The 25,751-nt window shown below is 68.6% G+C and carries 23 protein-coding genes and 1 tRNA gene; 9 read left to right on the top strand and 15 right to left on the bottom strand.

Going from position 1 to position 25,751, the window contains the following annotated elements; genetic code table 11:
* Positions 1 to 55: 55 nt before the first annotated feature.
* The 4 genes from M1L36_RS14870 to M1L36_RS21440 are packed head-to-tail and all read left to right on the top strand — an operon-like array spanning position 56 to position 4,511.
* A complete protein-coding gene (locus M1L36_RS14870; protein ID WP_250874524.1) occupies positions 56 to 1,075 on the top strand; it encodes an ABC transporter permease in 1,020 nt (339 codons plus the stop codon).
* A 3-nt stretch (positions 1,076 to 1,078) separates the two neighbouring features.
* Positions 1,079 to 2,104, top strand: a complete 1,026-nt coding sequence (locus M1L36_RS14865) for an ABC transporter permease (RefSeq protein WP_250874523.1) — start codon at positions 1,079 to 1,081, stop codon at positions 2,102 to 2,104.
* Positions 2,104 to 3,222, top strand: a complete 1,119-nt coding sequence (locus tag M1L36_RS14860) for an ABC transporter ATP-binding protein (protein ID WP_250874522.1) — start codon at positions 2,104 to 2,106, stop codon at positions 3,220 to 3,222. Before M1L36_RS14865 ends, M1L36_RS14860 begins: the two co-directional genes overlap by 1 nt.
* Complete coding sequence (locus M1L36_RS21440; protein WP_305794552.1) at positions 3,219 to 4,511, top strand: ABC transporter ATP-binding protein; 1,293 nt, start codon at positions 3,219 to 3,221, stop codon at positions 4,509 to 4,511. The genes M1L36_RS14860 and M1L36_RS21440 overlap by 4 nt, the downstream gene beginning before the upstream one ends.
* A gap of 42 nt (positions 4,512 to 4,553) precedes the next feature.
* On the opposite strand, the gene M1L36_RS14850 is transcribed toward M1L36_RS21440, so the two are convergent.
* Positions 4,554 to 5,048, bottom strand: coding sequence for a DUF7974 family protein (locus tag M1L36_RS14850; protein ID WP_250874521.1), 495 nt, complete (start codon positions 5,046 to 5,048; stop codon positions 4,554 to 4,556).
* A 100-nt stretch (positions 5,049 to 5,148) separates the two neighbouring features.
* Between M1L36_RS14850 and M1L36_RS14845 the strand changes: the two genes are divergently transcribed.
* The gene (locus M1L36_RS14845) at positions 5,149 to 5,502 is read left to right on the top strand and encodes a hypothetical protein (RefSeq protein WP_250874520.1); all 354 of its coding nucleotides are present in this window, start codon (positions 5,149 to 5,151) and stop codon (positions 5,500 to 5,502) included.
* A gap of 69 nt (positions 5,503 to 5,571) precedes the next feature.
* On the opposite strand, the gene M1L36_RS14840 is transcribed toward M1L36_RS14845, so the two are convergent.
* The 5 genes from M1L36_RS14840 to M1L36_RS14820 all read right to left on the bottom strand — a co-directional run bounded on the left by M1L36_RS14840 (position 5,572) and on the right by M1L36_RS14820 (position 8,940).
* Positions 5,572 to 5,644, bottom strand: a tRNA-Pro gene (locus M1L36_RS14840).
* A 55-nt stretch (positions 5,645 to 5,699) separates the two neighbouring features.
* On the bottom strand, positions 5,700 to 6,119 hold the full coding sequence (locus M1L36_RS14835; protein ID WP_250874519.1) for an EamA family transporter: 420 nt from the start codon (positions 6,117 to 6,119) through the stop codon (positions 5,700 to 5,702).
* A gap of 65 nt (positions 6,120 to 6,184) precedes the next feature.
* Positions 6,185 to 7,381 carry a glycosyltransferase family 2 protein gene (locus M1L36_RS14830; RefSeq protein ID WP_250874518.1) on the bottom strand — a complete coding sequence of 399 codons (1,197 nt, stop codon included), beginning with the start codon at positions 7,379 to 7,381 and terminating at the stop codon, positions 6,185 to 6,187.
* Between the two features lie 90 nt (positions 7,382 to 7,471).
* On the bottom strand, positions 7,472 to 8,065 hold the full coding sequence (trmY, locus tag M1L36_RS14825) for a tRNA (pseudouridine(54)-N(1))-methyltransferase TrmY (protein WP_250874517.1): 594 nt from the start codon (positions 8,063 to 8,065) through the stop codon (positions 7,472 to 7,474).
* 77 nt (positions 8,066 to 8,142) lie between these two features.
* On the bottom strand, positions 8,143 to 8,940 hold the full coding sequence (locus M1L36_RS14820) for a TrmB family transcriptional regulator (RefSeq protein ID WP_250874516.1): 798 nt from the start codon (positions 8,938 to 8,940) through the stop codon (positions 8,143 to 8,145).
* A 145-nt stretch (positions 8,941 to 9,085) separates the two neighbouring features.
* Between M1L36_RS14820 and M1L36_RS14815 the strand changes: the two genes are divergently transcribed.
* Positions 9,086 to 11,770: an efflux RND transporter permease subunit gene (locus M1L36_RS14815; protein WP_250874515.1), complete on the top strand. Its 2,685-nt coding sequence runs from the start codon at positions 9,086 to 9,088 to the stop codon at positions 11,768 to 11,770.
* Positions 11,771 to 11,791: 21 nt separating this feature from the next.
* Here the strand turns inward: M1L36_RS14815 and M1L36_RS14810 are convergent, their stop codons facing one another.
* Positions 11,792 to 12,580 (bottom strand): sugar phosphate isomerase/epimerase family protein, encoded by a 789-nt coding sequence (locus M1L36_RS14810; RefSeq protein WP_250874514.1) that lies wholly within the window; start codon positions 12,578 to 12,580, stop codon positions 11,792 to 11,794.
* 151 nt (positions 12,581 to 12,731) lie between these two features.
* Positions 12,732 to 14,033: a UDP-glucose 6-dehydrogenase AglM gene (gene aglM / locus M1L36_RS14805; RefSeq protein WP_250874513.1), complete on the bottom strand. Its 1,302-nt coding sequence runs from the start codon at positions 14,031 to 14,033 to the stop codon at positions 12,732 to 12,734.
* Between the two features lie 160 nt (positions 14,034 to 14,193).
* On the opposite strand from aglM, the gene aglF reads away from it, so the two are divergent.
* Both aglF and M1L36_RS14795 read left to right on the top strand, forming a co-directional pair.
* Entirely contained in the window at positions 14,194 to 14,976 is a 783-nt protein-coding gene (gene aglF / locus M1L36_RS14800) for a UTP--glucose-1-phosphate uridylyltransferase AglF (protein WP_250874512.1), read from the top strand.
* 76 nt (positions 14,977 to 15,052) lie between these two features.
* Positions 15,053 to 15,340 carry a hypothetical protein gene (locus M1L36_RS14795; protein ID WP_250874511.1) on the top strand — a complete coding sequence of 96 codons (288 nt, stop codon included), beginning with the start codon at positions 15,053 to 15,055 and terminating at the stop codon, positions 15,338 to 15,340.
* Between the two features lie 27 nt (positions 15,341 to 15,367).
* On the opposite strand, the gene M1L36_RS14790 is transcribed toward M1L36_RS14795, so the two are convergent.
* The 7 genes from M1L36_RS14790 to M1L36_RS14760 form a co-directional block, all read right to left on the bottom strand.
* Positions 15,368 to 16,366, bottom strand: a complete 999-nt coding sequence (locus M1L36_RS14790) for an NAD-dependent epimerase/dehydratase family protein (protein WP_250874510.1) — start codon at positions 16,364 to 16,366, stop codon at positions 15,368 to 15,370.
* 60 nt (positions 16,367 to 16,426) lie between these two features.
* Positions 16,427 to 17,359, bottom strand: a complete 933-nt coding sequence (locus M1L36_RS14785; protein WP_250874509.1) for an NAD-dependent epimerase/dehydratase family protein — start codon at positions 17,357 to 17,359, stop codon at positions 16,427 to 16,429.
* The gene (locus M1L36_RS14780; protein WP_250874508.1) at positions 17,360 to 18,529 is read right to left on the bottom strand and encodes an NAD-dependent epimerase/dehydratase family protein; all 1,170 of its coding nucleotides are present in this window, start codon (positions 18,527 to 18,529) and stop codon (positions 17,360 to 17,362) included.
* Between the two features lie 102 nt (positions 18,530 to 18,631).
* Positions 18,632 to 20,314, bottom strand: coding sequence for a DNA mismatch repair endonuclease MutL (gene mutL, locus M1L36_RS14775; protein ID WP_250874507.1), 1,683 nt, complete (start codon positions 20,312 to 20,314; stop codon positions 18,632 to 18,634).
* Entirely contained in the window at positions 20,311 to 23,004 is a 2,694-nt protein-coding gene (gene mutS, locus M1L36_RS14770; RefSeq protein WP_250874506.1) for a DNA mismatch repair protein MutS, read from the bottom strand. Before mutS ends, mutL begins: the two co-directional genes overlap by 4 nt.
* A 93-nt stretch (positions 23,005 to 23,097) precedes the next feature.
* On the bottom strand, positions 23,098 to 24,351 hold the full coding sequence (locus M1L36_RS14765) for an ABC transporter substrate-binding protein (RefSeq protein ID WP_250874505.1): 1,254 nt from the start codon (positions 24,349 to 24,351) through the stop codon (positions 23,098 to 23,100).
* A 149-nt stretch (positions 24,352 to 24,500) separates the two neighbouring features.
* Entirely contained in the window at positions 24,501 to 24,956 is a 456-nt protein-coding gene (locus tag M1L36_RS14760; RefSeq protein WP_250874504.1) for a YbhB/YbcL family Raf kinase inhibitor-like protein, read from the bottom strand.
* A gap of 134 nt (positions 24,957 to 25,090) precedes the next feature.
* Here M1L36_RS14760 and M1L36_RS14755 point away from each other — a divergent pair.
* On the top strand, positions 25,091 to 25,751 hold a 661-nt coding region (locus tag M1L36_RS14755), incomplete at its 3' end, for a site-2 protease family protein (RefSeq protein ID WP_250874503.1).

Here is a 25,751-nt window from a genome sequence, read left to right as displayed (position 1 = left end):
TCAATCGACTTTGACGACCACCGAGAGACGTTTACACCACTGGGGGGGTGAGTAGATGGGGCGGCTACGCTACACGACCGTCCGTCTGCTGCAGGCGATACCGGTCCTCCTCGGGGTGGTCACTATCACGTTCTTCCTCACCGACGCGATTCCGGGCGACCCGGTCCAGATCATGCTCGGCCCCTCGCCGAGCGCACAGCAAGCGGACGCCATCCGCGCGAAGTTCGGTCTCGACCAACCGCTGTACGTTCGCTACGTCAACTACCTCGCCGACGTGGTCCGACTGGACCTCGGCGAGAGCATCTACTACGGCGTCCCGGTGACCCAGAAGATAATGGAACGGCTGCCGGTGACGCTGTTCCTCCTGCTCTCGTCGTTCACGTTCGCACTCTGCACCGCGGTCCCGCTCGGCATCCTCTCGGCGAAACGCCGCAACGAGCCGACGGACCACGTCTCGCGTATCGTCGCACTGTTCGGCGTGAGCACGCCGTCGTTCTGGATCGGCCTCATGCTCATCATCGTCTTCTCGTTCAAACTCGGGTGGCTCCCGGCGACGAACATCGTCCTGCCGTGGGCGGACCCCGCGAGCCTCGACGCCGTCGACCCGGACGCGTCGTGGTTGGTCGCACGCTGGCAGGTGGTCGCCACCTCCGCGAAACACCTCGTCTTGCCGATGATTACACTCGGGACGCTCCAGATGGCGGCGTTCACGCGCATCGAGCGCTCCTCGATGCTCGAAGTGCTCGGCGAGGAGTACGTGAAGCTCGCACGCGCCTACGGCGTCAGCGAGTTCACCATCGTTCGCAAACACGCCTTCCGTAACGCACAGCTTCCGCTCTTGACGCTCGTCGGTCTCCAGTTGACGAGTGCGCTGGGCGGGGCGGTCCTCACGGAGACCGTCTTCTCGATCAACGGCATGGGTCGTCTCATCATCACCGCGATAAACAACCAGGACTTCCCGCTGGTGATGGGGACGACGCTGGTGTTCGGCCTCGTGTTCGTCATCGGCGTCATCATCACGGACCTCTCGTACGCGCTCGTCGACCCGCGGGTCTCCTTCGAGGGGTCGGAGTAACAGATGAGCAACGCAACCTACGAAACCGACACCGACCCGGACACGGACGGTCCAGCGGCCGTCGAGTCGCGCGTCGGGTGGCGCTACACCATCTCACAGGTCAAGCGCGACCCGACGGCGGTCGCCGGCCTCGTCATCGTGGCGTTCATGACCACCGTCGCGAACATCGCCTTCGTCGACGACGTCCTCTTCGGGTTCCTCGGACAGTACGCCTTCTTCGCGAACCGCGGTATCGAGCAGTTCGTGCTCGCCGAGACGTTCTGGGTGAACCCGGAGGTCGACCCCGGCACCAACCAGATCCTGCGACCGCCCGTGTTCATGACGAACGAACTGTACCCCGAACAGCCGGGGACGATGGCACACCCGCTCGGCACCGACCACCGGGGCCGTGACGTGCTCGTCCGCCTGTTCTACGGGACGCGCATCGCGATCACCGTCGGTATCGTCTCGACGGGCATCGCGCTCGTCGTCGGGACCGTCGTCGGGGCCGTCGCCGGCTACTACGGCGGCTGGGTCGACGACGCGCTCATGCGTGCCTCGGAGACGCTGTACGCCATCCCGTTTCTCGTGCTCGTCATCGCGTTCATGACGGCGTTCGGCCGGGACCTGACGTTCGCGATGGTCGGCGTCGGTATCGCCACCATCCCGTCGTTCGCCCGCCTCATCCGGTCGCGGGTCCTCTCGGTCCGCGAGGAGGACTACGTCGAGGCGGCCCGTTCGGCGGGGGTTCGCGACCGGAACGTCATCTTCCGACACGTCGTCCCGAACAGTTTCGCGCCGGTCCTCGTCCAGGCGACGCTCCAGGTCGGGGTCAACATCCTCATCATCGCCGGCCTCTCGTTCCTGGGCTACGGCGCACAGCCACCGACCGCCTCGTGGGGGCAGATGCTCAACAACTCCAAGGAGTACATGCTCCCGAACCCGTGGTTCAGCATCTGGCCCGGCATCGCCATCCTCGTGACGGTGGTCGGGTTCAACCTCATCGGCGACGGTCTGAGAGACGCGCTGGACCCACGTATCAACAACTAATGACCGACGAACCACTACTGAAAGTCGAGAACCTGCAGACCCAGTTCTTCACCGAGGAGGGGACCGTCCGTGCGGTGGACGGCATCTCCTTCGAGGTGAACGAAGGAGAGATCGTCGGCCTCGTCGGCGAGTCCGGTGCCGGCAAGTCCGTCGCGACGAGTTCCATCATGCGACTCGTCGAGACCCCGGGTCAGATCGTCGGCGGCACGGTGACCTACAAGGGGACGAAGATCGTCGACATCGAGGAGGGGCCGGACGGCCAGCCACGACCGTCCGAGGAAATGCTCACCGACGAGGAGATGCGCGAGCAGATCCGTGGCAACGAGATCGCTATCATCTTCCAGGACCCGATGGAGGCGCTCAACCCCGTGTTCAAGGTGGGCGCACAGCTTCGAGAGTTCATCGAGTTGAACCGGGACGTCGGGTCGGCCGAGGCACGAGAGATCGCCGTCGACATGCTCCGCGAAGTCGGTATCCCCGAACCCGTCAAGCGCTACGACAGCTACCCCCACCAGTTCTCGGGCGGGATGCGCCAGCGCGTGCTCATCGCGATGGCGCTCGCCTGCGAACCGAGTCTCATCATCGCCGACGAACCGACGACGGCGCTCGACGTCACCGTCGAGGGCCAGATCATCGACCTCGTCCACGACCTCGAGGCGAAGTACGACACGTCGTTCGTCTGGGTCACCCACGACCTCGGCGTCGTCGCGGAAATCTGCGACCGGGTGAACGTGATGTACCTGGGTGAGATAATCGAGTCCGCCGACGTCGACGACCTGTTCCACGACACCAAACACCCCTACACCGAGGCGCTGTTGCAGTCGATTCCGCGCCCGGACCAGACCGTCGAGGAACTCGAACCCATCGTCGGGGTGATGCCCGAGGCGATCAACCCGCCCTCGGGCTGTCGGTTCCACACCCGCTGTCCGGACGCCCGGACCGTCTGTCGGGAGTTCCACCCGACCGAACAGGACGTCAGCGAGGCCGTCACGGCGACCCACCGGGTCGCGTGCGTCAAGTACGAGTCCATCGGTTACGAGGACGCACGACCGTTGGAGACCGAGGCGACCGACGACTTCGGCAGCGGTCTCATCGACGCGTCGGGTGAGGACGCATGAGCGAGACCGTCACGCACCGCGAGACCGCCGAAGCCGGCGACCGACTCCTCCGAGTCGACGGCCTCTCGAAGTTCTTCACACAGGGGAGTGGCATCCTGAGCAGCTTCTTCGACAACGACGTGGTGAAGGCCGTCGACGACGTCAGTTTCGACATTCGCGCCGGCGAGACGCTCGGGCTGGTCGGCGAGTCGGGGTGTGGGAAGTCCACGCTCGCCCGGACCGTGTTGCGACTGCTCGAACCGACCACCGGGTCGGTGTACTTCAAGGGTGTCGACCTCGCGGACATCGGCGGCGAGGAGCTCCGCTCGATGCGCGAGGACATGCAGATGATCTTCCAGGACCCGCAGGCGTCGCTCGACCCGCGGATGAAGGTCGGGCCCATCGTCGAGGAGCCGATGAAAGCTCACGACCTCTACGAGGGCGAGCGCGAGGAGCGTGCCCGGATGCTGCTGGAGAAGGTCGGTCTCGACCCACAGCACTACAACCGCTACCCGCACCAGTTCTCGGGCGGCCAGCGCCAGCGTGTGAACCTCGCGCGGGCGCTGTCGGTCAACCCCGACTTCATCGTCTGTGACGAGCCGACGAGCGCGCTCGACGCCTCCATCCAGGCGCAGGTGCTCAACACGATGCGCGACCTCCAAGACGAGTTCGGGTTGACGTACCTGTTCATCAGCCACGACCTCTCGGTCATCCGCCACATCTCGGACCGGGTGGCGGTGATGTACCTCGGGCAGCTGGTCGAACTCGCCGAGACCGACGAACTGTTCGAGAACCCCGAGCACCCCTACACCGAGGCGCTGTTGCAGTCGATTCCGGTGCCGGACCCGCGTGCGAGTGGGAAACGGGGCGTCCTCGAAGGCGACGTCCCCTCACCCATCGACCCCCCATCGGGCTGTCGGTTCCGCACGCGCTGTCCGAAGCTCATCGCACCTGCGGAGTACGACTTCACACAGGAGGAGTGGGCGGCGGTTCGGCGGTTCACGCGCGCCGTCCAGCGGCGGACGTTCGAAGTCGAGAGCGAGACCAGGGTTCGCCACGAGTTCTTCCCGACGGGCGTCCCCGGTGGCGACGGTGGGGCGGTCGTCGAGCGCGCCATCGAGGCCATCCTCGACGCCCGGTGGGACGACGCGGAGTCGCTACTCCGGGAGTCGTTCGCCGACCAGAGCCCCTGTGCACGGGAGCTTCCCGAGTACGAAGTCGAAGCCGAGCGCGGCACCGGCAGACACTACGCCGCCTGTCACCTCCACGCCGACGGCGTGGACGAGACCGGCGGGGAACTCGACGGGTAGCGCCACACGACCCTCTTCTGGTGGTCGTCGTCGAGGCGACGGTCACTCCTCGATGTAGACGGTGACCGCGTCCGTCGGTCGACGGCCGTCGAGTGCGAGGAACGCTCGAATCTCGTGGGGGCCGGGGGTCGCTTCGACCCACCGTGCCCGCTCGCCGACGCGTTTGAACCGGCCGTCCCACGTCTGGGTGACGACCTTGCGCTCTCTCGCTCGGAACGACATCGTCCCCGGCGAGTCGCCGACGTAGACGCGTTCGTCGCTCGCTTCGAGGTCGCCGTCCACGCTCCACCCCCACAGGCGGGGCCGTGGCGTCGCGATGGTGACCGGGAGTGGGAGTCCGTTCTCGATGGTCACCGTGAACTCGACCGGTTCACCGACGCGGTACGTCTCGCGGTCGGTCGTGACGGTCACCGCCGTCGAACGGCGGGCGAGCCACTGCGGGACGAACTTCCCGAGCACGTCGGCGAGAACGTTCCTGCTCTCGTCGAACCCGTGTGGGTCGCGTGGCGTCGCGTCGCGTGAACCGGTCGGAGCCATCGGTCGCCGGTAGGAAACTCCACGGCATGGGACTGTCGCTCCCCGAGCGTCCCCGGTCGGTCACAGTTCGAACTATCACCGCCCGTCGAGAACGTCCCGTATGTCGTCACCGTCTCGCTGGTGGGTCGCCGTCGCGATACCGACGGTCCCCATCGCGCTCGGAGCGGTCGTCGCGCAGGTCGGCACCCACGTGGTCGAGGTGGACCCAGGGGCGCTCGCGGTGTTCCTCCTGTTCACGCTCTGGCCGGGGTACGGCCTGTCGCCGCTCCTCCTCGGCGGACTGTACAAGGACGCCAGCGCCGTCGCCGACGCCGATTTCGACTGGTCGCCGTCGCCGGTCCGGTGGCTCGGCCTCGGTCTCCTCTCGGTGCTCGGCGTCGTCGTCGGACTGTTCGCTGCCCCCGCGCTCGTCGGAATCGCGTACCTCACCCGACGGCACCAGCGAGTCGCGTGACGGCCGGCAGCCGTCCGACGCGGCACGCGTCGCCGTCGCTCGTCGTGTCGTGGAATGCGGGATGAATAGTGGGCCGGCGCAGATTCGAACTGCGGTTACGGCCACCCGAAGGCCGAAGGATACCAGGCTACCCCACCGGCCCGCATGTCGAGGGTGGACCACTGGACTGTTAACCCTTCCGTTGTCTCGCGGGTCTGTCACCCCGTGACGGTCAGATACACCGCGACACCGGCCAGAACGATACCTGCGCCCTTCCGGGCGGTGAACTCGTCACCGAGAAACAGGAAGCCGAGGACGGAGCTGCCGACGAGGAACATCCCGAAGATGGGGACGACGGTGCTGGCCGGACCGAGGGCGAGCGCCCGGTAGTACGCGAGGATGCCGACGGTGAGGAAGACGCCCGCACCGAGGACGTACTTCAGCGTGTCACCCGTGAGGTACTGGGCGGGCGACTCGCCCGTCGCGACGACGACGGCGAGCGCGGACAGCGCGAGGATGCTGTTGGCGACCAGCGCGACGACCGTGCTGGGCGCGTCCTCCGTGGCGAGTTTCGCCAGTGGCGTGAACAGGGTGTAGCCCGCCAGCGCGACCGCGGACCACAGGAGATAGCGTTCCATCGGTCGTACAGGGGCACCACCGACGGATACGTGCGCGGATTTACGCGGGCGAGGAGTCCGGCCCGTCAGTCGTCTGCCTGGACGAGGCGGTCGGTGCCCACGTGGCCGGTGAGTGCCCCGTCGTCGAGGTCCGGGTGCCGCGCTTCGAGGGTCTCCGGAGTCACCTTCTCGGTGACGGTGAACGTCCCGACGGGTCGGAGCACGCCCCACAGCGCACCGACGGCGTGGACGACGACGAGCAGCGGCGTGAGCACCAGCAAGCCGAGTGCGACGTGCGGGCGCTTGCGGTACGCTCGTGCGCCCGCGGCGGTGTAGACGAACAGGACGCTCAACAGGAGCGCCGAGACGAGCGCGTACGTCCCGAGCGAGGGGGCGCTCTCGGGGACCAGGAGCGTCGCGAGCGCGAGCAGGGGGACGACCGGCGAGAACGCCCACGCGACGGTCCGGGTGTTCGCGAGCAGTTTGTACCGGAGCGGGAGCGAAGCGAGGTCGCCCAGGGTGCCCGAGAGCCACCGTCGGCGCTGTCGGACCAGCGCGACGACCGAGGGTGGGGCCTGGTTGCGAAAGCGCGCGTCGACGACGCCGAAACTGACCGCCTCGCCGGCGGCCGCCCGCCAGACGAACGAGGTGTCCTCGGTGACCGTCGACGCGTCCCACGTCACCTGCTGTTCGAGTTCGTGACGGACGGCGATGCCGCCACCCCACGCGTACAGCGGGTAGCGGAGCGTCCCGAACGCGCACTGTTCGGTCTGATAGCCGACGCGGAACACCTCACACCAGTAGGTGAGCCACGACCCGGTGTAGATGGGGAGTTCGGTGAACTGCACCACGTCCCGGTCGGGGACGCCGTGGAGGTCCGTGACGATGGTGTCCTCGTCGAGGTAGAGGACGTACTCGCGCTCACAGGGCACGTTCCGGCGCGCCCACTCCAGCGCGCGTCCCTTGTAACTCGCCGCACAGGCGAACGACTCGGGGACGACGTGGACCGTCGCCCCCGGGACCGTCATCTCGGACTCCGCGACGACGTGGACGTCGTCGACGGTGTCGGGGAGCGCCGCGACGGTGCCGCGGACGACCGCCTCGGCGTCGACCGTCAGTATTCGAACCTGTACCTCGTCGAGTCCGTAGTCGACGTCCGTGGGTCGGACGTGTCGCCGACCGAGGGCGACCACCTCGACCACCCAGAACAGCGTCGACGCGCCGTAGACGGCCAGCGCACACCAGAGGAGCACGACCAGACCGTCCACCCACCACTCGGCCATACCGGAGCGTTGGTGTCCCACCCCCTGACTGTTCCGGAACTGGAACGGTTCGTGTCGGCGTCGGAGCCACGGGACGGGGCCGACGGCGACTCAGAACCGCGTGTACCCCGCGGTGTCGAGGTGGTGGTGGGCGACGACGATAGCGTGGTTGGCGTGGAGCACCTCGGGGCCGACCCGGACACGGCACTCGGCGTGCTCGACGAGCAGGTCGGTCTCGTGCTCGGTGAACTCGTGGTGGTCCGAGAGGACGTACACCGGGTCTTCGGGGGGTTCGACGTCGGCGAGCGGGTCGCCGTCCTCGTGGAGCTGCACCAGTGTGCCCTCGTTCGTGGCGTAGTCGAGCGTCGTCTCGAAGTCGCGTCGCGAGATGGAGACGCCGGGGGAGGTCTCGGCCTCGACGTGCCCGATGGCCTCCTCGCGCTGGTCGAGGGCGGTGCGAATCAGGGCGGCCGTCGAGCGCTCGTCGGGGTTGAGCCGTCGCAACTCGCTCCCTTCGAAGCGCACGGTGTACTGGTCGTCGAGGACGAGCAGACAACGCGTGTCCTCGCGGATGTCGTGTGAGAGGAAGAACGCGGCGTTGACACACCGACAGAGCACGTCGAGGCGACCCGCGCCGGGCAGGTCGTCGAGCGAGAACTCGCCGTCGGTGGGCACGTCGTGGCCCGAGACGATGAACTGGCGCATACAGAGACCGATGACGGGGCGGGGATACGTCCGTCGTTCGGCGGGAGGAGACCGTCACCGACCGCGTGCCACGCGACTCAGAAGTCGAACGAAGTCTCGGAGTCGGCCCAGCCCCGCTCGGACTCGACGCCGTACATCATCCCCGCGTGGATGAACTGCGCCAGGATGTGTCCGATGTCGCTGTGAGCGGTCCAGAGGCCGGTCTCGGTCGGGTCGTCGGGGTCGTCGGCCTCCGACAGGACCGAGAGCAACACCGTCGCGTCGTCGACGAGCAGCGTGCGACCGGTGACGCCGTCCGAGGGGTTCGACGGCGCGACGACGACCTGAACTGCGCTGTCGGCGAGGCGGTCGGCCAAGGCCTCGGACTCGGTGACGACGACGGCGGTGACGCCGGCCGTGGCCCGCTCGCGGAGCGCTTCCTCGATGGCCGTCGAGAGGTGGTCGGCCGCCCACGCGACGAGCATCACCCGGTCGGTGGCGCTGTCGACGAGCGCCGCGATACGGTCGTCGAGCGCGTGTCGCCCCTGGACCGTCGCGACACCGTCCTCGGCGTCCTCGGCGTCTTCGCCCTGCAACGCCGCGAGGTGGTCGAACGCGCGCTCCTCCTCCCGGTCGATGCGCTCGCGGAGCTGTCGGCGCGCCGTATCGAGACTCACCGGGCGGTAGCGCTTCGGCGACCCCTCGACGACCTCGACGAGGCCGCGTTCGGCGAGCGTGTCGGCGGCCCCGTACACCTGCGAGCGAGGGACGTCGGACGCACGGCTCACGTCGCTCGCCGTCCCCGTCCCCACCCGCTGGAGCGCGACGAACACCTGCGCCTCGTAGCTCGACAGTCCGAGCCGTTTCAACCCCTCGACGGCCTCGTGTGCGCTCATCTCCTCCCCGACACTGCGCTCGCCAGCGGGTAAGCCGTTTCCGTCCGTCGGTCCGTCGGAGACCGACCACGACGCCGAGGCCCTCCCCGGGAATTGGTAGTAGAATACTACAACTATATCGTCGTCGCCCACGCACTGTGGAGCAATGGGTCTCGTGGACCGGTACGCCGCCGTGCTGACTCGGCACAGTCGACTGTTCCTCGTCGCCGTCCTCGTCGCGACGGTGGTCGTCGGGGCAGGTGCACCGGGCGTCGAAGGCGGCCTCACCATCGCCAGTTTCGGCGGCGACTCGACGGAGGCGCAGAAACTCGACTACGTCCAGTCGAACTTCTCGGTCGAGGGCGAGAACACGACCGCCGTCCAGATCGTCGTCACCGGCGACAACGTCCTCACGAAGGCCTCGCTCGTCGAGACGCTCGAACTACAGCAACGACTGCGCGCGAACGAGAGTATCAACGCGACGCTCGCCGAGGAACAACCGACCGTCGGCCTCTCGAACGTCGTCGCCATCGCCGCGATGCAGGCCGAGGCGGCACGAGCGGAAGGCTCCGGTGGCCCACCGACCGGCGACGACCAGCAGAACGCGAGCGGCGGGCCACCGGGGGACGTGACGAACGAAACGAACGGCGACGACGAGAACGCGTCGACGGGGAGTGCGGGCGGTCCACCGGCGGTTCCCTCGCTCGACGCTCAAATCGAGCAGTTGGAGTCGATGAGCGACGAGGAGGTCGCCGCCGTCGTCGAACGGGTGCTCTCGCCCGACGCCGAGGTGCCCGGAAACGCCGACCCGTTCACGCTCGTCTCGACCGAGTACGAACCCGGCACCGCCACCGCAGACGCCCGTATCCTGTTCGCCTTCCAGCAGGTCGATGGCGAGAGCGACTCGTTGCCCGCCGACGTCGTGACCGCGCAACTCGCCATCCAGGAGGAGGTGGAGACGACGTTCGGCGACGAGGGGTTCGTCTTCGGGCAGGGTATCGTCGACGAGGAGTCCGGCCGGGCGACCGGCGAGAGCTTCGCCATCATCTCGCCCATCGCGCTCGCGTTCGTCCTGCTCGTGCTCGTCGTCGCCTACCGCGACCTGCTCGACGTCGTCCTCGCGCTGCTCGGGGTCGTCCTCGTCCTCGTCTGGATGGGCGGGTTCATGGGGTGGGCCGGCCTCGGCGTCACGCAGATCCTCATCGCCGTCCCGTTCTTGCTCATCGGCCTCTCCATCGACTACGCGTTGCACGTCGTGATGCGCTACCGGGAGGCCCGCCCCGAGGCCGACTCGCCGCGCGCGGCGATGCGTGTCGGTCTCGCCGGCGTCACCGCCGCGCTCGGTGCGACGACGTTCACGACCAGTGTCGGGTTCTTCTCGAACCTCGCCAGCGACATCCCCTCCATCCGAGAGTTCGGCCTCGTGGCCGGGGTGGGCATCGTCGCGACGTTCGTCGTGTTCGTCGTCCTCGTTCCAGCGCTGAAGCTCGAACTCGAAGGCCTCCTCGAACGGGTCGGTCGCCCCCGCGAGAAGCGTGCGTTCGGGACCGGCGGCCTCACGAACCGCGTCCTCGGTGTCGGGACCACCGTGGCCCGTCGCGTCCCGCTCGTCGTGGTCGTCGTCGCACTGCTCGTCAGCGCCGGCGGCGGCTACGCCGCGACGGACATCGACACCTCGCTGGACCGCGTCGAGTTCCTCCCGCGCGACGCCCCCGGCTGGATGGACTCGCTTCCGGGGCCGTTCCAGCCCAGCGACTACGACCTGCGGGAGAACGCGCTGTTCCTCAACGACAACTTCGTCCAGTCGAACGCCGGGTCGCGCGTCGAGATACTGGTGGAGGGGCCGGTGACCGACGACGACACGCTCGAACGACTCGCCAGGGGCGAGGACGCCGTCGCCGACACCGAGACCGCCATCGAACTGGCGAACGGCGAGCCGAGCGTCGACGACCCGCTGACGGTGATGGAGCGCGTCGCCGCGCGCGACGAGCAGTTCGCCACGACGTTCGAGGAGAGCGACACCGACGGGAACGGCGTCCCCGACCGGAACCTCGCCGCAGTGTACGACGCGCTGTACGCCGCCGATGCGGAGGCGGCAGCGAGCGTCCTCTACCGTACTGGCGGCGACGGCGGGAGCGACACCAGCTACGAGGCCCTCCGGATGACCGTCACGACCGTCGGCGGTGCGGACACCGGCGAGGTGACCACGGAGATGCGAGCGGTGGCCGCGACCATCGAGGAGGGGTCGGGACTGACCGTCACCGCGACGGGGTCGCCCATCACCACCGAACTCGTCCAGCAGTCGCTGTTGCGGACGCTCGTCGAGACGTTTCTCATCACGCTCGGTCTCATCCTCGCGTTCCTGACCGCCATCTTCTACCGGCGGTACGGAACGCTCACCCTCGGCGCGGTGACGATGGTGCCGGTCGTCTTCGCGCTGAGCTGGATTCTGGGCACGATGTACCTCGTCGGCATCCCGTTCAACACCGAGACCGTCATCATCGCCAGCATCGCCATCGGCATCGGCGTCGACTACGCCATCCACATCAGCGAACGGTTCGTCGAGGAGCGCCAGCGGTCGGGGTCGGCGCTCGCCGCACTCGACCGGACCGTCAGCGGCACTGGCGGCGCGGTGCTGGCGAGCGCCGTCACGACCGCCGGCGGATTCGGCGTGCTGACGTTCGCGCTCGTCCCGTCGCTCAGGCGGTTCGGACTGGTCACCGGGAGCGCAATCGTCTACGCGTTCGTCGCGAGCGTCGTCGTCCTCCCGAGCCTGCTGGTGCTGTGGGACCGGTTCGGGTCCGAGGAGTCGCCCGAGGCGACCGGGACGCAGGCGACGACCGACGACTGAGCAGGTGGGCGGCCCGCTCGCTCAGCGTCGTTCGCCGAGGAGCGCGTCCAGTCGCTCCTTGCTCACCGCGAGGTAGTCGTAGTCGAGCGTGAACACCTCCAGCGAGAGCGTCCCCGCCCAGTCGTCGTCGAACGCGTCGAACAGCGTCCCGAAGTCGATGTCGCCCAGTCCGAACGCGAGGTGTTCGTCGCGTGCGCGGCGCGTGTCGTTGAGGTGGACGTGCGAGACGCGCCGCGAGTCCGCGACGAGGTTCGCCATCCCGTCGGCGTCGTAGCCGTCGATGCGCGCGTGGCCAGTGTCGAGCGTCATCGACGCGTCGGCCTCCGTGACGACGTCGGGGACGTCGGTCGTGGAGAACTGCCCGCGTGGGATGTTCTCGACGCAGATTTCGAACTCGCGTTCTCGGCCGTACGCGGCCAGGTGACGGACGGAGTCGACGAGGTGCGGGCGGAGTTCCGCGGCGTCCCACGCCGGTCGCCAGACGTTCGTCTGGGCGTGGAGGACGCCCTTCTCCGCCCCGAGGGCAGCCGCGGCGTCGATGGCGTCCTCGACCGCCCGACGCGACCCCTCACGGACCCCCTCGAACGGCGACGCGACGTCGATACCGCCGAAGGGGAGGTGGACCAGCAGGTCGAGGCCCGCGTCGTCGAGCGCGCGAGCGAACTCGTCGCGGCGGTCGGCGACCCGGTGGGGTGCGGTCTCCCCGTCGAGCATCAACTCCACGTAGTCGAAGCCCAGCGCGCCCGCTCGTTCGATGGCGACGAGTGGGTCCATCCCAAGTTGTGTGACGAAGCCGACGCGTGGGTTCATAGTCGCAGGTCCACGGGCCGGGTACTTGAGGAGCGGGGGTCGCTAGGAGGAGTGGTCTGCTGTGTCGAATCGGAGAGAGCCAGTACGACCTCGGAGGCCCCCTTTCAGTCCCATCCATGGTAGTCCGTCGACTCGGCCGTCGCTGCTCGGCTTACCAGGTCAGTCCTTCGTAGACGATGCCCTCGCGACGCTCGACGATGCGCCGCCCGTCGACGACGACGGGGTCGGCCATCGCGTCGAACTCCGCGTCGAGCGCGGCGAACTCCGGCCAGTCGGTCATGACGAGCGCACCGTGAGCGCCGTCGAGGGCGGCCGCCGCACTCTCGACGTACTTCACGTCGGGGTACTGTTCGGCCATGTGGTCGGCGGCCTCGGTCGGGTCGAAGGCGACGACCTGCGCACCGCGCTGTTCGAGCGCCTCGATGGCGAGTTTCGAGCGCGACCCGCGGATGTCGTCGGTCTCCGGCTTGAACGCGAGGCCGAGGACGGCGACGCGTCTCCCCTCGACGTCGACGTGACGTTCGAGGAAGTCGACCATCCGAACGGGTTGACGGTCGTTGACCGTCACGACGGCGTCCAGCAGGACGGGTTCGTACTCCTTCTCGCGGGCGGCCGCCCGGAGCGCGTCGGTGTCCTTCGGGAAGCACGACCCGCCCCACCCTGCACCGGAGCGGAGGAACGACGCGCCGATACGCTCGTCGAGGCCGATGGCGTCGCTCACCTCGTAGGAGTCGACGCCGTACTCCTTGCAGACGTTGGCGATCTCGTTGATGGTCGATATCTTCGCGGCGAGGAAGACGTTGTTGGCGTACTTGATCATCGCTCCCTCGCGGAGTCCGGTCTCGACGACTTCGGCGCGGGCGTCGGCTTGCTCGACGAGCGGCGCGTAGAGGTCCCGCAGGAGGCCGTACGCGCGGTCGTCGGTCGCGCCGAACACCAGTTTGTCGGGGTTCATGAAGTCGTCGACGGCGCTGCCCTGACTCTGGAACTCGGGGTTGACCGCGACGCCGAACTCCTCGCCTTCGGTCTTCCCGGAGGCCTCCTCGAGGACGGGAATCAGCCGCTCTTCGGTCATGCCCGGCAGGACCGTCGACTTGACGACGACGAGGTGGTAGCCCTCCTTCTCGGCGAGCGTCTCGCCGACGTCGCGCATGCCGGCTTCGACGACCGAGAGGTCGATAGAGCCGTCCTCGCGAGAGGGCGTCTGCATCGCGACGAACGTGAGGTCGGTGTCCCGGAGCGCGGCGTGTTCGGTCGTCGCCCGCAGGCGACCGCCGGCGTGTTCCTCGATGAGTTCGGGGAGGCCCGGTTCGTGGATGGGCGACTCGCCGGCGTTGATTCGTTCGACGATGTCGGCGTCGATGTCGATGGCGACCACGTCGTGGCCGAGGTCCGCGAGGCAGGCGGCGACGCTCGTACCGACGTACCCGCTCCCGACGACGGAGACGTTCATTGGTGGACGCGAGTCGGGGAGGCGGGATAGTAAGGAGGTCGTTACCCCCGACGCCCACGTCCGTGGGCGATTTCAGTCACCGACTACCGTCGTAAACCGTCCCGTCGGCTGACCTGAACCGTGTCGAATCTTTTTAAGCGCGGCTGGTGACTCCCCGTCTATGAAAGCAGTCGTACTCGCGGCCGGCGAAGGCACCCGGCTCCGTCCGCTGACCGAGGACAAACCGAAGGCGATGGTCGAGGTCGACGGCAAACCCATCCTCACCCACTGCTTCGAGCACCTCGTCGAACTCGGGGCCGACGAACTGCTCGTCGTCGTCGGCTACCTCAAGGAGAAAATCATCAGCTACTACGGCGACGAGTTCGAGGGCATCCCAATCACCTACTCCCACCAGCGCGAGGCGCTGGGGCTGGCACACGCCCTGCTCACCGTCGAGGAGCACATCGACGACGACTTCATGCTCATCCTCGGGGACAACATCTTCAGCGCGAACCTCGCGGACGTCGTCAACCGCCAGCAGGAAGACCGCGCCGACGCCGCCTTCCTCGTCGAGGAGGTCCCCTGGGAGGAGGCCGGCCGCTACGGCGTCTGTGACACCAACGACTACGGCGAGATCGTCGAGGTGATGGAGAAACCCGAGGACCCGCCGACGAACCTCGTGATGACGGGCTTCTACACGTTCACCCCGTCCATCTTCCACGCGTGTCACCTCGTCCAGCCGTCGAACCGCGACGAGTACGAACTGTCCGACGCCATCAACCTCCTGCTCCAGTCGGGACGCACCATCGACGCCATCCGGATGGACGGCTGGCGGACCGACGTGGGCTACCCCGAGGACCGCGACAACGCCGAAGAGCGCCTGCGCGAGGAGCGAGAGGCCCGCGAGGCCGCTGCCGAGGCGAACGACGGCGAGGACGCGCCGCTCGAAGCCGACGAGGCCTGAGTCGACGACGGCCGACTCGCGCAGTGGTCGCCGCGCGATGCCAAACTACATCCCTCCGTTCGCCGGTACGTGTGCCATGAGTCCCACCGTCGACGAGTTACGAAACGACATCCGCACCGCGGTCGGTCGCTACGAACGCGTCGAGAAGACCGGGTTCACCAAGGAGTCCCTTCAGGCCATCGCCGTGGCGCTCGGCTACCTCTCGGAGTCCTCCCCGCGCCCTTCGAAGGCACAGATGCGGTCGGGCATCCGCTGGCGCATCGGCGAGCGTTCCGACGACGACCCAGACGGTGGACGGAGCGGGTTCACGAAGGACGAACTCCGGGCGATTCTGACGAAAGTGAGAGAGCGCGCCGAAGGATAGACCGAGCGACGCGAGAGCGTACGCCGACTACTCGCGCAGCAGACTGCGAATCGAGTCCTCGACGCTCTCTCGTGGCTCCCACCCGAGTCGGTCGCGGGCCGCCGACCAGTCGACCTCGAAGGAGTCGACGAGCGTCTCGCCGCTGCGCGGGTTCTCGCGCATCACGACGTCGACGTCGACGCCGCGCTCCTCGCGAGCGTACTGCTGGACCAGTTCGGCGACGTCGAGCACGCTCGGGTCCTCGTCCGTCGCGACCTCGTACTTCTCGACGCCCGTTTCGCCGTCCCCTCGCTGCTCCAGTAGCCGTTCGACGCTCTTCGCGAACGCCTGGGCGACGTCCTTGACGTGGACGAAGTTCCGGGACTGCGTCCCGGGTTCGTTGACCGTCAGCGACTCGCCGTCGAGCGCCAGGTTGGCGAAGATGTTGATGACCGTCCGCTTCGAGATAGTCTGGCCGTCCAGTTCGTGTTCGCCGTAGAGGTTCGCGACCATGAACTGGTGGGCCGGGAACGCGCCGTCGGCGTACCACTCGATCGCCTGCTCGTTGAGGACCTTCGTCCGCCCGTACCAGTTCAGCGGGTCGCGCGGGAGGTCGGTCGTGATGGGGAACTCCGTCGGGTCACCGATGACGGCCATCGAGAACGGGAAGGCGAGCGCCGCGCCCGTCTTCCGACAGAACCACGCGACGTTCTCGGTCCCCTGGACGTTCACCTCGTAGGCGCGGTCGGGGTGCTCGTCGCAGTCGTTGACACCGCTGATGGCGGCGAGGTGGACGACCGCGTCGGCCCCAGCGAGGGCCTCCTCCAACTCCTCGCGGTGTCGGATGTCGACGTGGTCGATGTCGAGGTCGCCGATGGAGCGGACCTGTCCGAGGTAGAAGTTATCGACGGCGGTCAGTTCCCAGTCGGGGTGCTCGCGCCGGAGGTCGGCGACGAGTCGGCTCCCGATGTAGCCCGCCGCGCCGGTGACGGCGACGTGGGGCGTCTCGGTGTCGGTGCTGGCGTCGGAGCGGTCGGTGTCCGTCATGATGTCGGAGAAGTGTTGCGTAGGGGTCGTAGGTGTTGCGCTGGTGGCGGTCGTGACGGGTCAGGTCCGGGGTCGGAACGCCGTCGCGAGGTCACGGATGCCCTCGCGGAGCGTCCACTCCGTCTCGTAACCCGTCTCGGCGATGCGGTCGAAGTTGACGTGGTAGGAGGGGCCGGGGTGTTCGTCTTCGAGGTACGTCACGTCGACGGGGGCGACCTCCTCGCTGACGGCCTCGGCGATGTCGGCTATCTGGTAGTTGCCCGCGTTGGACCCCACGTTGTAGACGAGGTGGTCCCACGCGACGGGGTCGAGGGCGGCGTGAGCGTACGCCCGCGCCGCGTCCCGGACGTGGATGAACGGTCGCCAGTTCGAGCCGTCGCCGTAGACGGTGAGCGCGCGGTCGGTGAGCGCCCGGAAGACGAACGTGTTGACGACGAGGTTGAACCGGACGCCCGGCGAGTCGCCGTAGTTCGTCGCCATCCGCAGAGCGGTGCCGTCCATGCCGAACTCCTCCATCGCGTCGCGGAGGAGGTCCTCCGACTGGAGTTTCGTCTCGGCGTACGGGTTGATGGGGTCGGGGTCGACCGTCTCGTCGAGGTCCGTCGAGGCGGCGCGCCCGTAGAGGTTACACGACGACGCCAGCACGACGTTGTCGACGCCGAGTTTCCCGGCCGCGGTGAGGACGTTCTCGGTGCCGTCGTAGTTGACGGCGAACGTCTCCTCGCGGCGGTCGTGGGTGCTCGCCGCACCCGTGATGGCCGCGAGGTGCACGACCGTGTCGCAGTCGCGCATCGCGCTCTCGACGTCGCCGTACTCGCGGACGTCGCCCCGGCGGAAGTCGACGCTCTCGGTGAGCGACCCCTTCAGCGAGCGAGGCGACCCGAGCGAGAGGTTGTCGACGACGGCGACGCGGTCGACACGCTCGTCGGCGTCCAGCAACGGGACGAGGACGCTGCCGATGTAGCCCAGACCGCCGGTGACGAGGACGTCCATCTACTCCTCCAGGACGCTCGGGAGGAACCGGTCCTCGTGGGTGACGATGGTGTTCTCGTACTGCGAGAGCGTCTCGAACACGTCGCGGATGCCCTCCTCGAACGTCGTGTGCTGCTCGCCGATGAGGCTCATGTAGCGGTCGTTGACGATCTCCATCTGGTGGGTCTCGTCCTCGTCGCGCGGGTTCTCGACGTGCATGACCTCACCGTCGTAGCCGAAGTCGCGAGCGACCTCCGCGATGGTCTCGGCCATCCCGACGATGCTGATGGGGTTGGTGACCTGGTTGTAGACCTCGTGGCCGTGCTCGCGGTCGTCGGCGTCCGAGAGCGCGAGGCGGGCGAGACCCTCGACGGTGTCCTCGAGCGAGACGAACGGTTTGCGCTGTTCGCCCTTGCCGTACACCGTCAGCGGGTAGCCCGCGACGGCCTGAGCGGCGAAGCGGTGGGCGACGACGCCGAAGTAGTAGTCGAAGTCGAAGCGCGTCTTCAGACGGTCGTCCTGGCGCGTCTCCTCGGTCTCGGTGCCGTAGACGATAGCCGTGCGTACGTCCGAGATGGGGATATCGAACTGCTTGTGCGCGAGGCGGAGGTTCGCCGCGTCGTGGCTCTTCGTGAGGTGGTACCAGCTACCGGCCATCGCGGGGAACGGGACGGTGTCGCTCTCGCCCATGTTCTCCATCTTCGCGTCGCCCTCGGGGATGGGGAACGACGGCGCACCGTAGACGCCCGTCGTGGTCGTCTCGATGAGGTGCGTGTCGGTCATGTCGTTCTCCTTCAGGCCGAACACGAGGTTGCGGGTCGCCTGGAGGTTGTTGTGCTGCGTGAAGTTCGCGCGCTCGCCGTTGATCTGGGAGTACGGCGCGCTCGGCTGGGCCGCCGTGTGGACGACGGTGTGGGGTTCGTGGACCTGGAGGACGCGGTCGACGACCGCGCGGTCGACGAGGTCGCCCTCGACGAACGAGAGGTTGTCCAGACCGTGAACCTCGCTGGCGGCCTCGATACGAGCCTCCATGCTGGCGATTGGCGTCGCGCTCTTCGAGCCGACCGAGGCGACCCACTCGCGGCGACCGAAGTTGTCGACGAGGACGACGCGGTCGTCCGTGCGCGATGCGATTCGCAGTGCGGTCGGCCACCCGATGTAGCCGTCACCGCCAGTGACGAGGATGCTCATAGTTACTCAGTTAGCGAGTAACCACAGAGCGCTAAATAGTTTGTCCTCTGCTCGCGGCCACACGCTCACGGAATCCGGAGCGACGGGCCGCTGGGCGGCGTGCTACCGGAGCCCCAGGTTCGACCGGCCGAACCCCTTCGCCAGCGTCGCCTCGTCGATGCGAAGTATCGTTGGACGACCGTGCGGGCAGGCGTACGGTCGCTCGCACTCGCCGAGTCGGGCCAACAGGTCGCCGGCCTCGTCGGGCGCGAGCGTGTCGCCCGCCTTCAGGGAGGGGTGACAGGCGAGGTCCGCGAGCAGGTCCCGACGCGGGTCGTCGGGCGCGTCGCCCGCGAGAAACGCGTCGAGCACGTCTCGGACCGCCTCGGCGGTCGCCACCCGACCGACGGGTGCGGGGACTTCGGTCACGCGGTAGGTGTCGCCGCCGAACGACTCGACGGCGAACCCGAGCGCGGCGAGGTCTTCGTAGTGTGCTTCGAGGGTGGCCGCCTCACGCGCCGACAGCGAGAGCGTCGCCGGCGGGTCGAGCGGCACGGACTCGGTGTCGCCCGCGTCGTCGCGCAGCCGCTCGAAGTTCACCCGCTCGTGAGCGGCGTGCTGGTCGACGACCAACAGGTCGTCGTCGTCCTCACACAGCAGGTACAGCTCTCGGAACTGCCCGATGACGCGCAACTCGTCGAACCGCGATTCGACGGCAGTGAGCGCCTCGTCGGTGTCGAACGACACCGCGGCGGTCCGCGAGAGGTCGTCGGTCGACAGCGCCTCGCGGACCGCGCGCTCGACGGTCTCGGTCACCGTATCGAGGTCCGTGAACCGCACCTCCCGCTTCGCGGGGTGGACGTTCTGGTCGACCCGGTCGGGTGGTACCTCGACCCGAAGCGCGATGACGGGGTGGCGCGAGGCCGGGAGCAGCGTGCCGTAGCCCGCGGCGACGGCGTTCCGGAGGTTCGAGTCGTCGACGGGGCGACCGTTGACCGCGACGTGGACGTGACTCGCCGTCGCGCGCGTCACCGACGGGTAGCAGACGACGCCCGCGACGCGGACCGCGTCGTCGCTGACCGTCTCGCCGTCGGCATCGTCCTCACCCGTCGCCTCGACGGTCGTGCTCTGACCCGCCACGTCACGGTCGAACACCGCCAACAGCGCCTCGGTCGCGTCGCCACTGCCGGGCGTCGAGAGCACCTGCCGGCCGTCGTGCGAGAGTCGGAATCGGACGGCGGGTCTGGCGAGCGCGTACCCGGTGAGCACGTCGCTGATGCGGGCGAACTCCCGCCTGGCACTGCCGAGTGACTCCCGGCGAGCGGGCAGGTCGCCGAACAGGTCCCGGACTTCGACGGTCGTGCCGACGCCGTGGCCCGTCGCCTCGGCCGACACGTCGCCGTCGCGGACCGCGACGTGCGTCCCCGACCCCGACTCGGCGCTCGTGTAGCAGTCGAAGCGGCCGACCTCGGCGATGCTGGGGAGCGCCTCGCCACGGAACCCGAGCGTCTCGGCGCGGGTGAGGTCCGTCGCGTCGCGAATCTTCGAGGTGGCGTGTCGTTCGACGGCGCGCTCGGCGTCCTCGCGGGACATCCCGTAGCCGTCGTCGGTGACGCGGAGGAGCGACAGGCCGCCGTCTTCGACCTCGACGCCGACGGTCGACGCTCCTGCGTCGAGGGCGTTCTCGACGAGTTCTCGGACCGCATCGGCCGGTCGCGTGACGACCTCACCGGCCGCGATGCGAGCGACGGTCTCCTCGTCGAGTCGGCGGACGCTCGCCGCGTCGGTGCTCTCGGAGTCGCTCATCGCTCCACCTCCCGCTGGCGCTCGTGGAGCCACGTCAGCGCCTCGATGGGCGTCATCGACGCGATGTTCAGGTCGCGAACGGCGGCTTCCAGCGAGTCGTCGGTCGGCGAGGCGGTGTCGCTCGCGACCTCGGCCGACCCGTCGTGGCCGTTCGCCCGAACCGGGTCCGGCCTGCCGTTCGACTCCGTGGCAGGGGCCGGGGTCGGGGCGTGACCCGTCTCGCCACCGCCGGGCAACCCGTCGTCGAGCAGGCCACGCGAGCGGTCGATGACCGTCCCCGGGACGCCGGCGAGTTTCGCCACCTCGACGCCGTAGGAGGCCTCGCTGGCCCCCTCGACGACCGAGTGGAGGAACGTCACCGCGTCGCCCGAGCGGTCGATGGTGAAGTGGAGGTTCTGGATTCGCTCGCGGGAGTCGGCGATGCGCGTCAACTCGTGGTAGTGGGTCGCGAACAGCGTCGTCGCCCCCACCTCGTCGTGGAGGAACTCCGTGACGGCCCACGCGATAGCGCGGCCGTCGGCCGTGCTGGTTCCCCGTCCCACCTCGTCGAGCAGGACCAGCGAGTCCTCCGTGGCGTCGTGGAGGATGCTCGTCAACTCGCGCATCTCGCGCATGAACGTCGACGCGCCGCCCGCGATGTCGTCGCTCGCGCCGACGCGGGTGAAGATCCGGTCCACGACGGGCAGACGGGCGCGCTCGGCGGGGACGAAACTCCCGACCTGCGCGAGCAGTTGAATCAGCGCCACCTGTCGCATGTACGTCGACTTCCCGCTCATGTTCGGCCCGGTGACGACCGCGACGTTCCGTTCGCGCAGGTCGGCGTCGTTCGGGACGAACCGCGGTTCGGTCGTCTCGACGACGGGGTGACGACCGCCCTCGACGTGGATGCCGTCGGCACCCAGTTCGGGACGCGTGTAGTCTCGTTCGATGGCCACGTCCGCCAGGGTGCAGAGCACGTCGAGTTCGGCGAGCACGCTCGCGACACGTTGGATGCGTTCTGCCTCCTCGGCGACCTCGGCCCGAATCTCGGTGAACAACTGGTACTCGCGGGTGTCGGCGCGTTCGCTCGCGCCGAGAATCTCGTCCTCGCGCTGTTTCAAGTCGGGGGTGTAGAACCGCTCGGAGTTCTTCAGCGTCTGGCGGCGGGTGTAGTCGTCGGGCACCGCGTCGAGGTTCGGGTTCGTCACCTCGATGTAGTAGCCGTGGACCTCGTTGTAGCCGACCTTCAGCGAGTCGATGCCCGTGCGTTCGCGCTCGCTGGCTTCGAGGTCCGCGACCCACTCCCGACCCTCGCGTTCGGCGGCCCGCAGTTCGTCCAAGTCCTCGTCGTAGCCGTCGGCGACGACACCGCCCTCCGTCACCTCGATGGGCGGTTCCTCGACGATCGCTCGCCCGATCAGTCCCCGGACGTCCGCGAGGTCGTCCAGTGCCGCCCGGCGGTCACGGAGCGGCCCCGACTCGCAGTCGGCGAGCGCGGTCTTCAACTCGGGGACCACGTCGAGCGTGCTCTTGAGCGCCCGGAGGTCGCGGGCGTTCGCTCGCCCGCGCGAGACCCGCGTGACGAGACGTTCGATGTCGTAGACGTCCCGCAGCAGGTCGCGCGCCTCCTCGCGGACGAACGCACGGTCGGCGAGTTCTTCGACGGCGTCCTGCCGGGGTTCGATTCGCTCGTGGTCGAGGAGCGGGCGGCGCAGCCAGTGGGTGAGTTCGCGCCGACCGAGCGCACACGAGGTCGAGTCGAGGACGCCCAGCAAAGTGTGTTCGTCGCCGCCCTCGCGGTTCTCGAACACCTCCAGCGAGCGCAGTGCGGTGGCGTCGACGCGCATCCCCTCGCGGGGGTCGTAGCGCCTGACCCGCGAGATGTACTCCAGCCCCCCGCTGTCGACGCCCTGCGTGTACTCCGCGTAGGCGAGCAACCCGCCCGCCGCACGGAGTTCGGCCGTCTCCTCGAACAGCGCCTCCGGTGTCGGCACGTACGCCGAGAGCGTATCGCGAGCGGTGTCGGCCTCGAACGCACGCTCGCGGAACGGCGTGTGCATCTCACGGACGGTGAAGCCGTGGGGGTCGTCGTCGCCGGACGCCGCGTCTGCGTCCACCGCTCGTGCGGTGACGACCTCGGCGGGTGCCAGTCGGTCGAGTTCGTCCTGCACCACGTCGCGCGGCCCCGAGGTGACGCGGAACTCCCCCGTCGAGACGTCGACGAACGCGACGGCGACCCGTTCGCGGTGGTCGGACGTGTCGTCGCTCCGTCCGGCCTCACACGGGACGACGGCGGCGGTGTACGTGTTGCCCGCTCCCAGCAGTTCCTCGTCGACGACGGTTCCGGGCGTGACGACGCGCGTGACGGCGCGCTCGACGACGCCCGACGCCTCCGAGGGGTCCTCTATCTGGTCGGCGATGGCGACGCGGTAGCCGGCGTCGAGCAGCGTCTCGACGTACGGCGCGACGTTGTCGATGGGGACGCCGGCCATCGGGTACGTGCCCGTCGAGTCCTCGCGTTTGGTCAGCGTTATCTCCAGCGTTCGAGCGGCCGCTTCGGCGGCCTCACAGAACGTCTCGTAGAAGTCGCCCACCTGGAACAGCACCAGCGCGTCGTCGTACTCCCGCGTGAGGTCGAAGTACTGCGAGAGCATCGGCGTCAACTCCTCGCGGCGCTCGACCATCTTCGCCGGCGGCCCCGTCGCCTCCATACCCTGAACGGGGGGTGCCGACGCACTTCAACCCACGGACTGCGACGCCGTGGGGCGGTTCAGACGGACGAATCGGACGGTCGCCGGTGACCGCTACTGCCCGTCGCCTCGGACGACGCTCGCCACCTGCTCGCGGTCGAACAGGCGCTCGTCCTCGGGAATCTCGGGGTACGGCTGACCGGCTTCGTACCCCGGCCACTCGCCGAACTGCTCGGGGTAGAGCTGTTTGGCCGTCGCCTCCAGTTGGAACAGGTTCATCAGCGGCCCCTGATAGCGCATCCCCTGTGCGTAGACGCGGTCGTTCTGGACCGCCGAGAGCTGCCCACCCACGGGGTCGTCGGCGAGCGACTGGCGCACCTCCGCCATGTCGTAGTTCGGCGTCATCCCCCAGAGGTGGAGGACGACGTCGGGGTCGGCCTCGGCCATCGCCTCCATCCCGACGGTGCCCCAGAGCTGTCCCCAGTCCTTCTCGGCGAAGGCGTCGTTCGCGCCGAGCGGGCGCGTGTCGGCCAGCCAGTAGCCCGGCTCGTTGAGGTGGTAGGTGTAGAACTGGTCGCCGCTGTAGGTGACGCGGACGGCGGTCGGGCGCTCGCTCCGTGGTGGGAGCCCCTGTTCGACGGTCGACAGCATCTCCTCGTGGACCGACGCGAGCGCCTCGTAGCGCTCGCGTTCCTGGAACACGTCGGCGACCGCGCCGAACAGCTCCCAGAGCGTGTAGTGCTGGTAGTCGGCGGCGTACCCGTCGGGAGCGTCGGCGTTCGTCCCGCTGTAGAAGTTCCCGAACCACGGCCCGACGGCGTCGGCGACCTCGTCGACGTCGCCCGCCGACCAGCCCTTCTGGGTCGAGGCCCACGCCGGGTCGACGAGGTGGACGTCGCTGTCGAGGTCGTACAGCAGTTCCTTCGGCAGCCCGTCCGAGAGCGGGTCGGGCAGGCCCTCCCACTCGAAGGAGACGCCCTCCAACCGGTCGTAGTAGTGATTCATCGTCGTCCCGGCCATCTCGGGGACGTACATCGCGTTCACCGCGTCGCCGTGGCCCAGCGCCACGCACATGTCGGGGTACTGCGAGAATACGGTGAACACCGATTCGGGGACCGCGTCGAACGACACCTCGCCGGCGGGGGCGAGCGTGGCGGTGTACGGCCCGCCCGACGCGGCGGTGGTCGTTTCGGAGCTGTCGGTCGCGGTGGTGTCGCGTTCGGTCGCGGGCGCGTCGTCGTTCGGCGTCGTTCCGTCGTCGGCGTCGCCGCCGGTACAACCCGCGAGCAGTCCGCTCAACGCCGCTGCGCTCCCGGCGAGGTACCGTCGCCGGGTCGGCCCACGGCCGCCGTCGGTCGAGTTCGTCATGCGTTTTAGGCCCACCTAAACACGCATAACGGTTTCCGTTCCCGACAGCGCGAGGGCGACGGTGCCACGGCACGGGGGGCCCACGGGGCAGACGGCGTGGCAGGGCCACGGCGAACGGCCCGCGCCGGGAGCACGAGGCTGGGAAGCGACTACGGCGCGTACGTCCCGGTCAGTTCGGTCTCCGCGAGGACGTGGCCCTCGGTCGCCGCGAACAACGCCTCGGCGTCGGTGCCCGGTGGGAGGTCCAGCGTGGTGTCGAGCGCGACCAGTCGGAAGCGGTAGGCGTGTTCGCGGTCCGGCGGGTTCGGTCCGCCGTACCCCACCGTCCCGTAGTCGGTCGTCCCCTCGGCCGCGTCCGCCGCGTCCCACGCCTCCGGAATCTCGGCCGTTTCGGGCGGCAGGTTCCAGACGACCCAGTGGTCCCACACCTTGCCCGCAGGGGCCATCGCGTCCGGGTCGTCCATCACGAGCGCGAGCGATACCGCGTCGTCGGGGACCCCCGAGATTCGCAGTGGCGGGTTGACGTTCCGTTCGGTGTAGCCGTACGCGTCCGGGATACGCCCCCCGTCGTCGAACGCGGGAGTCGTCAGTCGGAGTTCGCCCATGTTCGACCGTAGGCGACCCGGTCGTGAGAACACTTCGCACGCGTGCGTGTCGGTCCCCGCCCGGAAGGTGGCGGCCCACCGCCGTCGGTCACGACGGCAATACTTTTCTCCGAACTGTTCGTTCTCGATAGTGTATGGGTCCCCTCCTCTGGGTCGTCGTCGGGGTGTGCTGTTACACCGTGGCCGCGATGGTCGCGGACCGACGCGGCCTGCTCCCCGACTGGGTCGAGGTCAGCGGCCCCGTCACGACTCTCCACACCCGCCGGGGCCGTCGGTTGCTCGACCGTCTCGCACGCTATCGCCGGTTCTGGCGGGCGTTCGGGACGCTCGCCGTCGGTCTGACGCTGGTACTGATGGTCGCACTCGCGGCCCTCCTGGTCGTCGTCGCACGGGCGGCGCTCGCCGGCCAGACGAGTTCCGCGGTCACCCGGCCACAGAACGTGCTGGTCGTCCCCGGCGTCAACGACTTCCTGCCGCTGGCGGCCGCCCCCGAACTGCTCGTCGGCCTGTTGCTCGCACTCGTCGTCCACGAGGGCGCACACGGCGTCCTCTGTCGCGTCGGGGACGTCGAGGTCGACTCCGTCGGTGCGTTCTTCCTCGGTCCCATCCCCACGGGCGCGTTCGTCGACCCCGACGACGAGACCGCGGAAGCCGCCACCCCGAGCGCGCTCAATCGGATGTTCGCGGCCGGCATCCTCACGAACCTCGTCGTCACCGCGCTGGCGTTCGGTCTCCTGTTCGGGCCGGTCGGCGCGGCCATCGCGCCCGCACCCGGCGCGGCCGTCGGCGGTGTCG

Origin of the sequence: Halomarina rubra (assembly GCF_023699475.1) — an archaeon.
In the GTDB taxonomy this organism is placed as follows: Archaea; Halobacteriota; Halobacteria; order Halobacteriales; family Haloarculaceae; genus Halomarina; species Halomarina rubra.
Note: the sequence above shows the minus strand (reverse complement) of the source record. Positions and strands in the feature narration are given on the sequence as shown.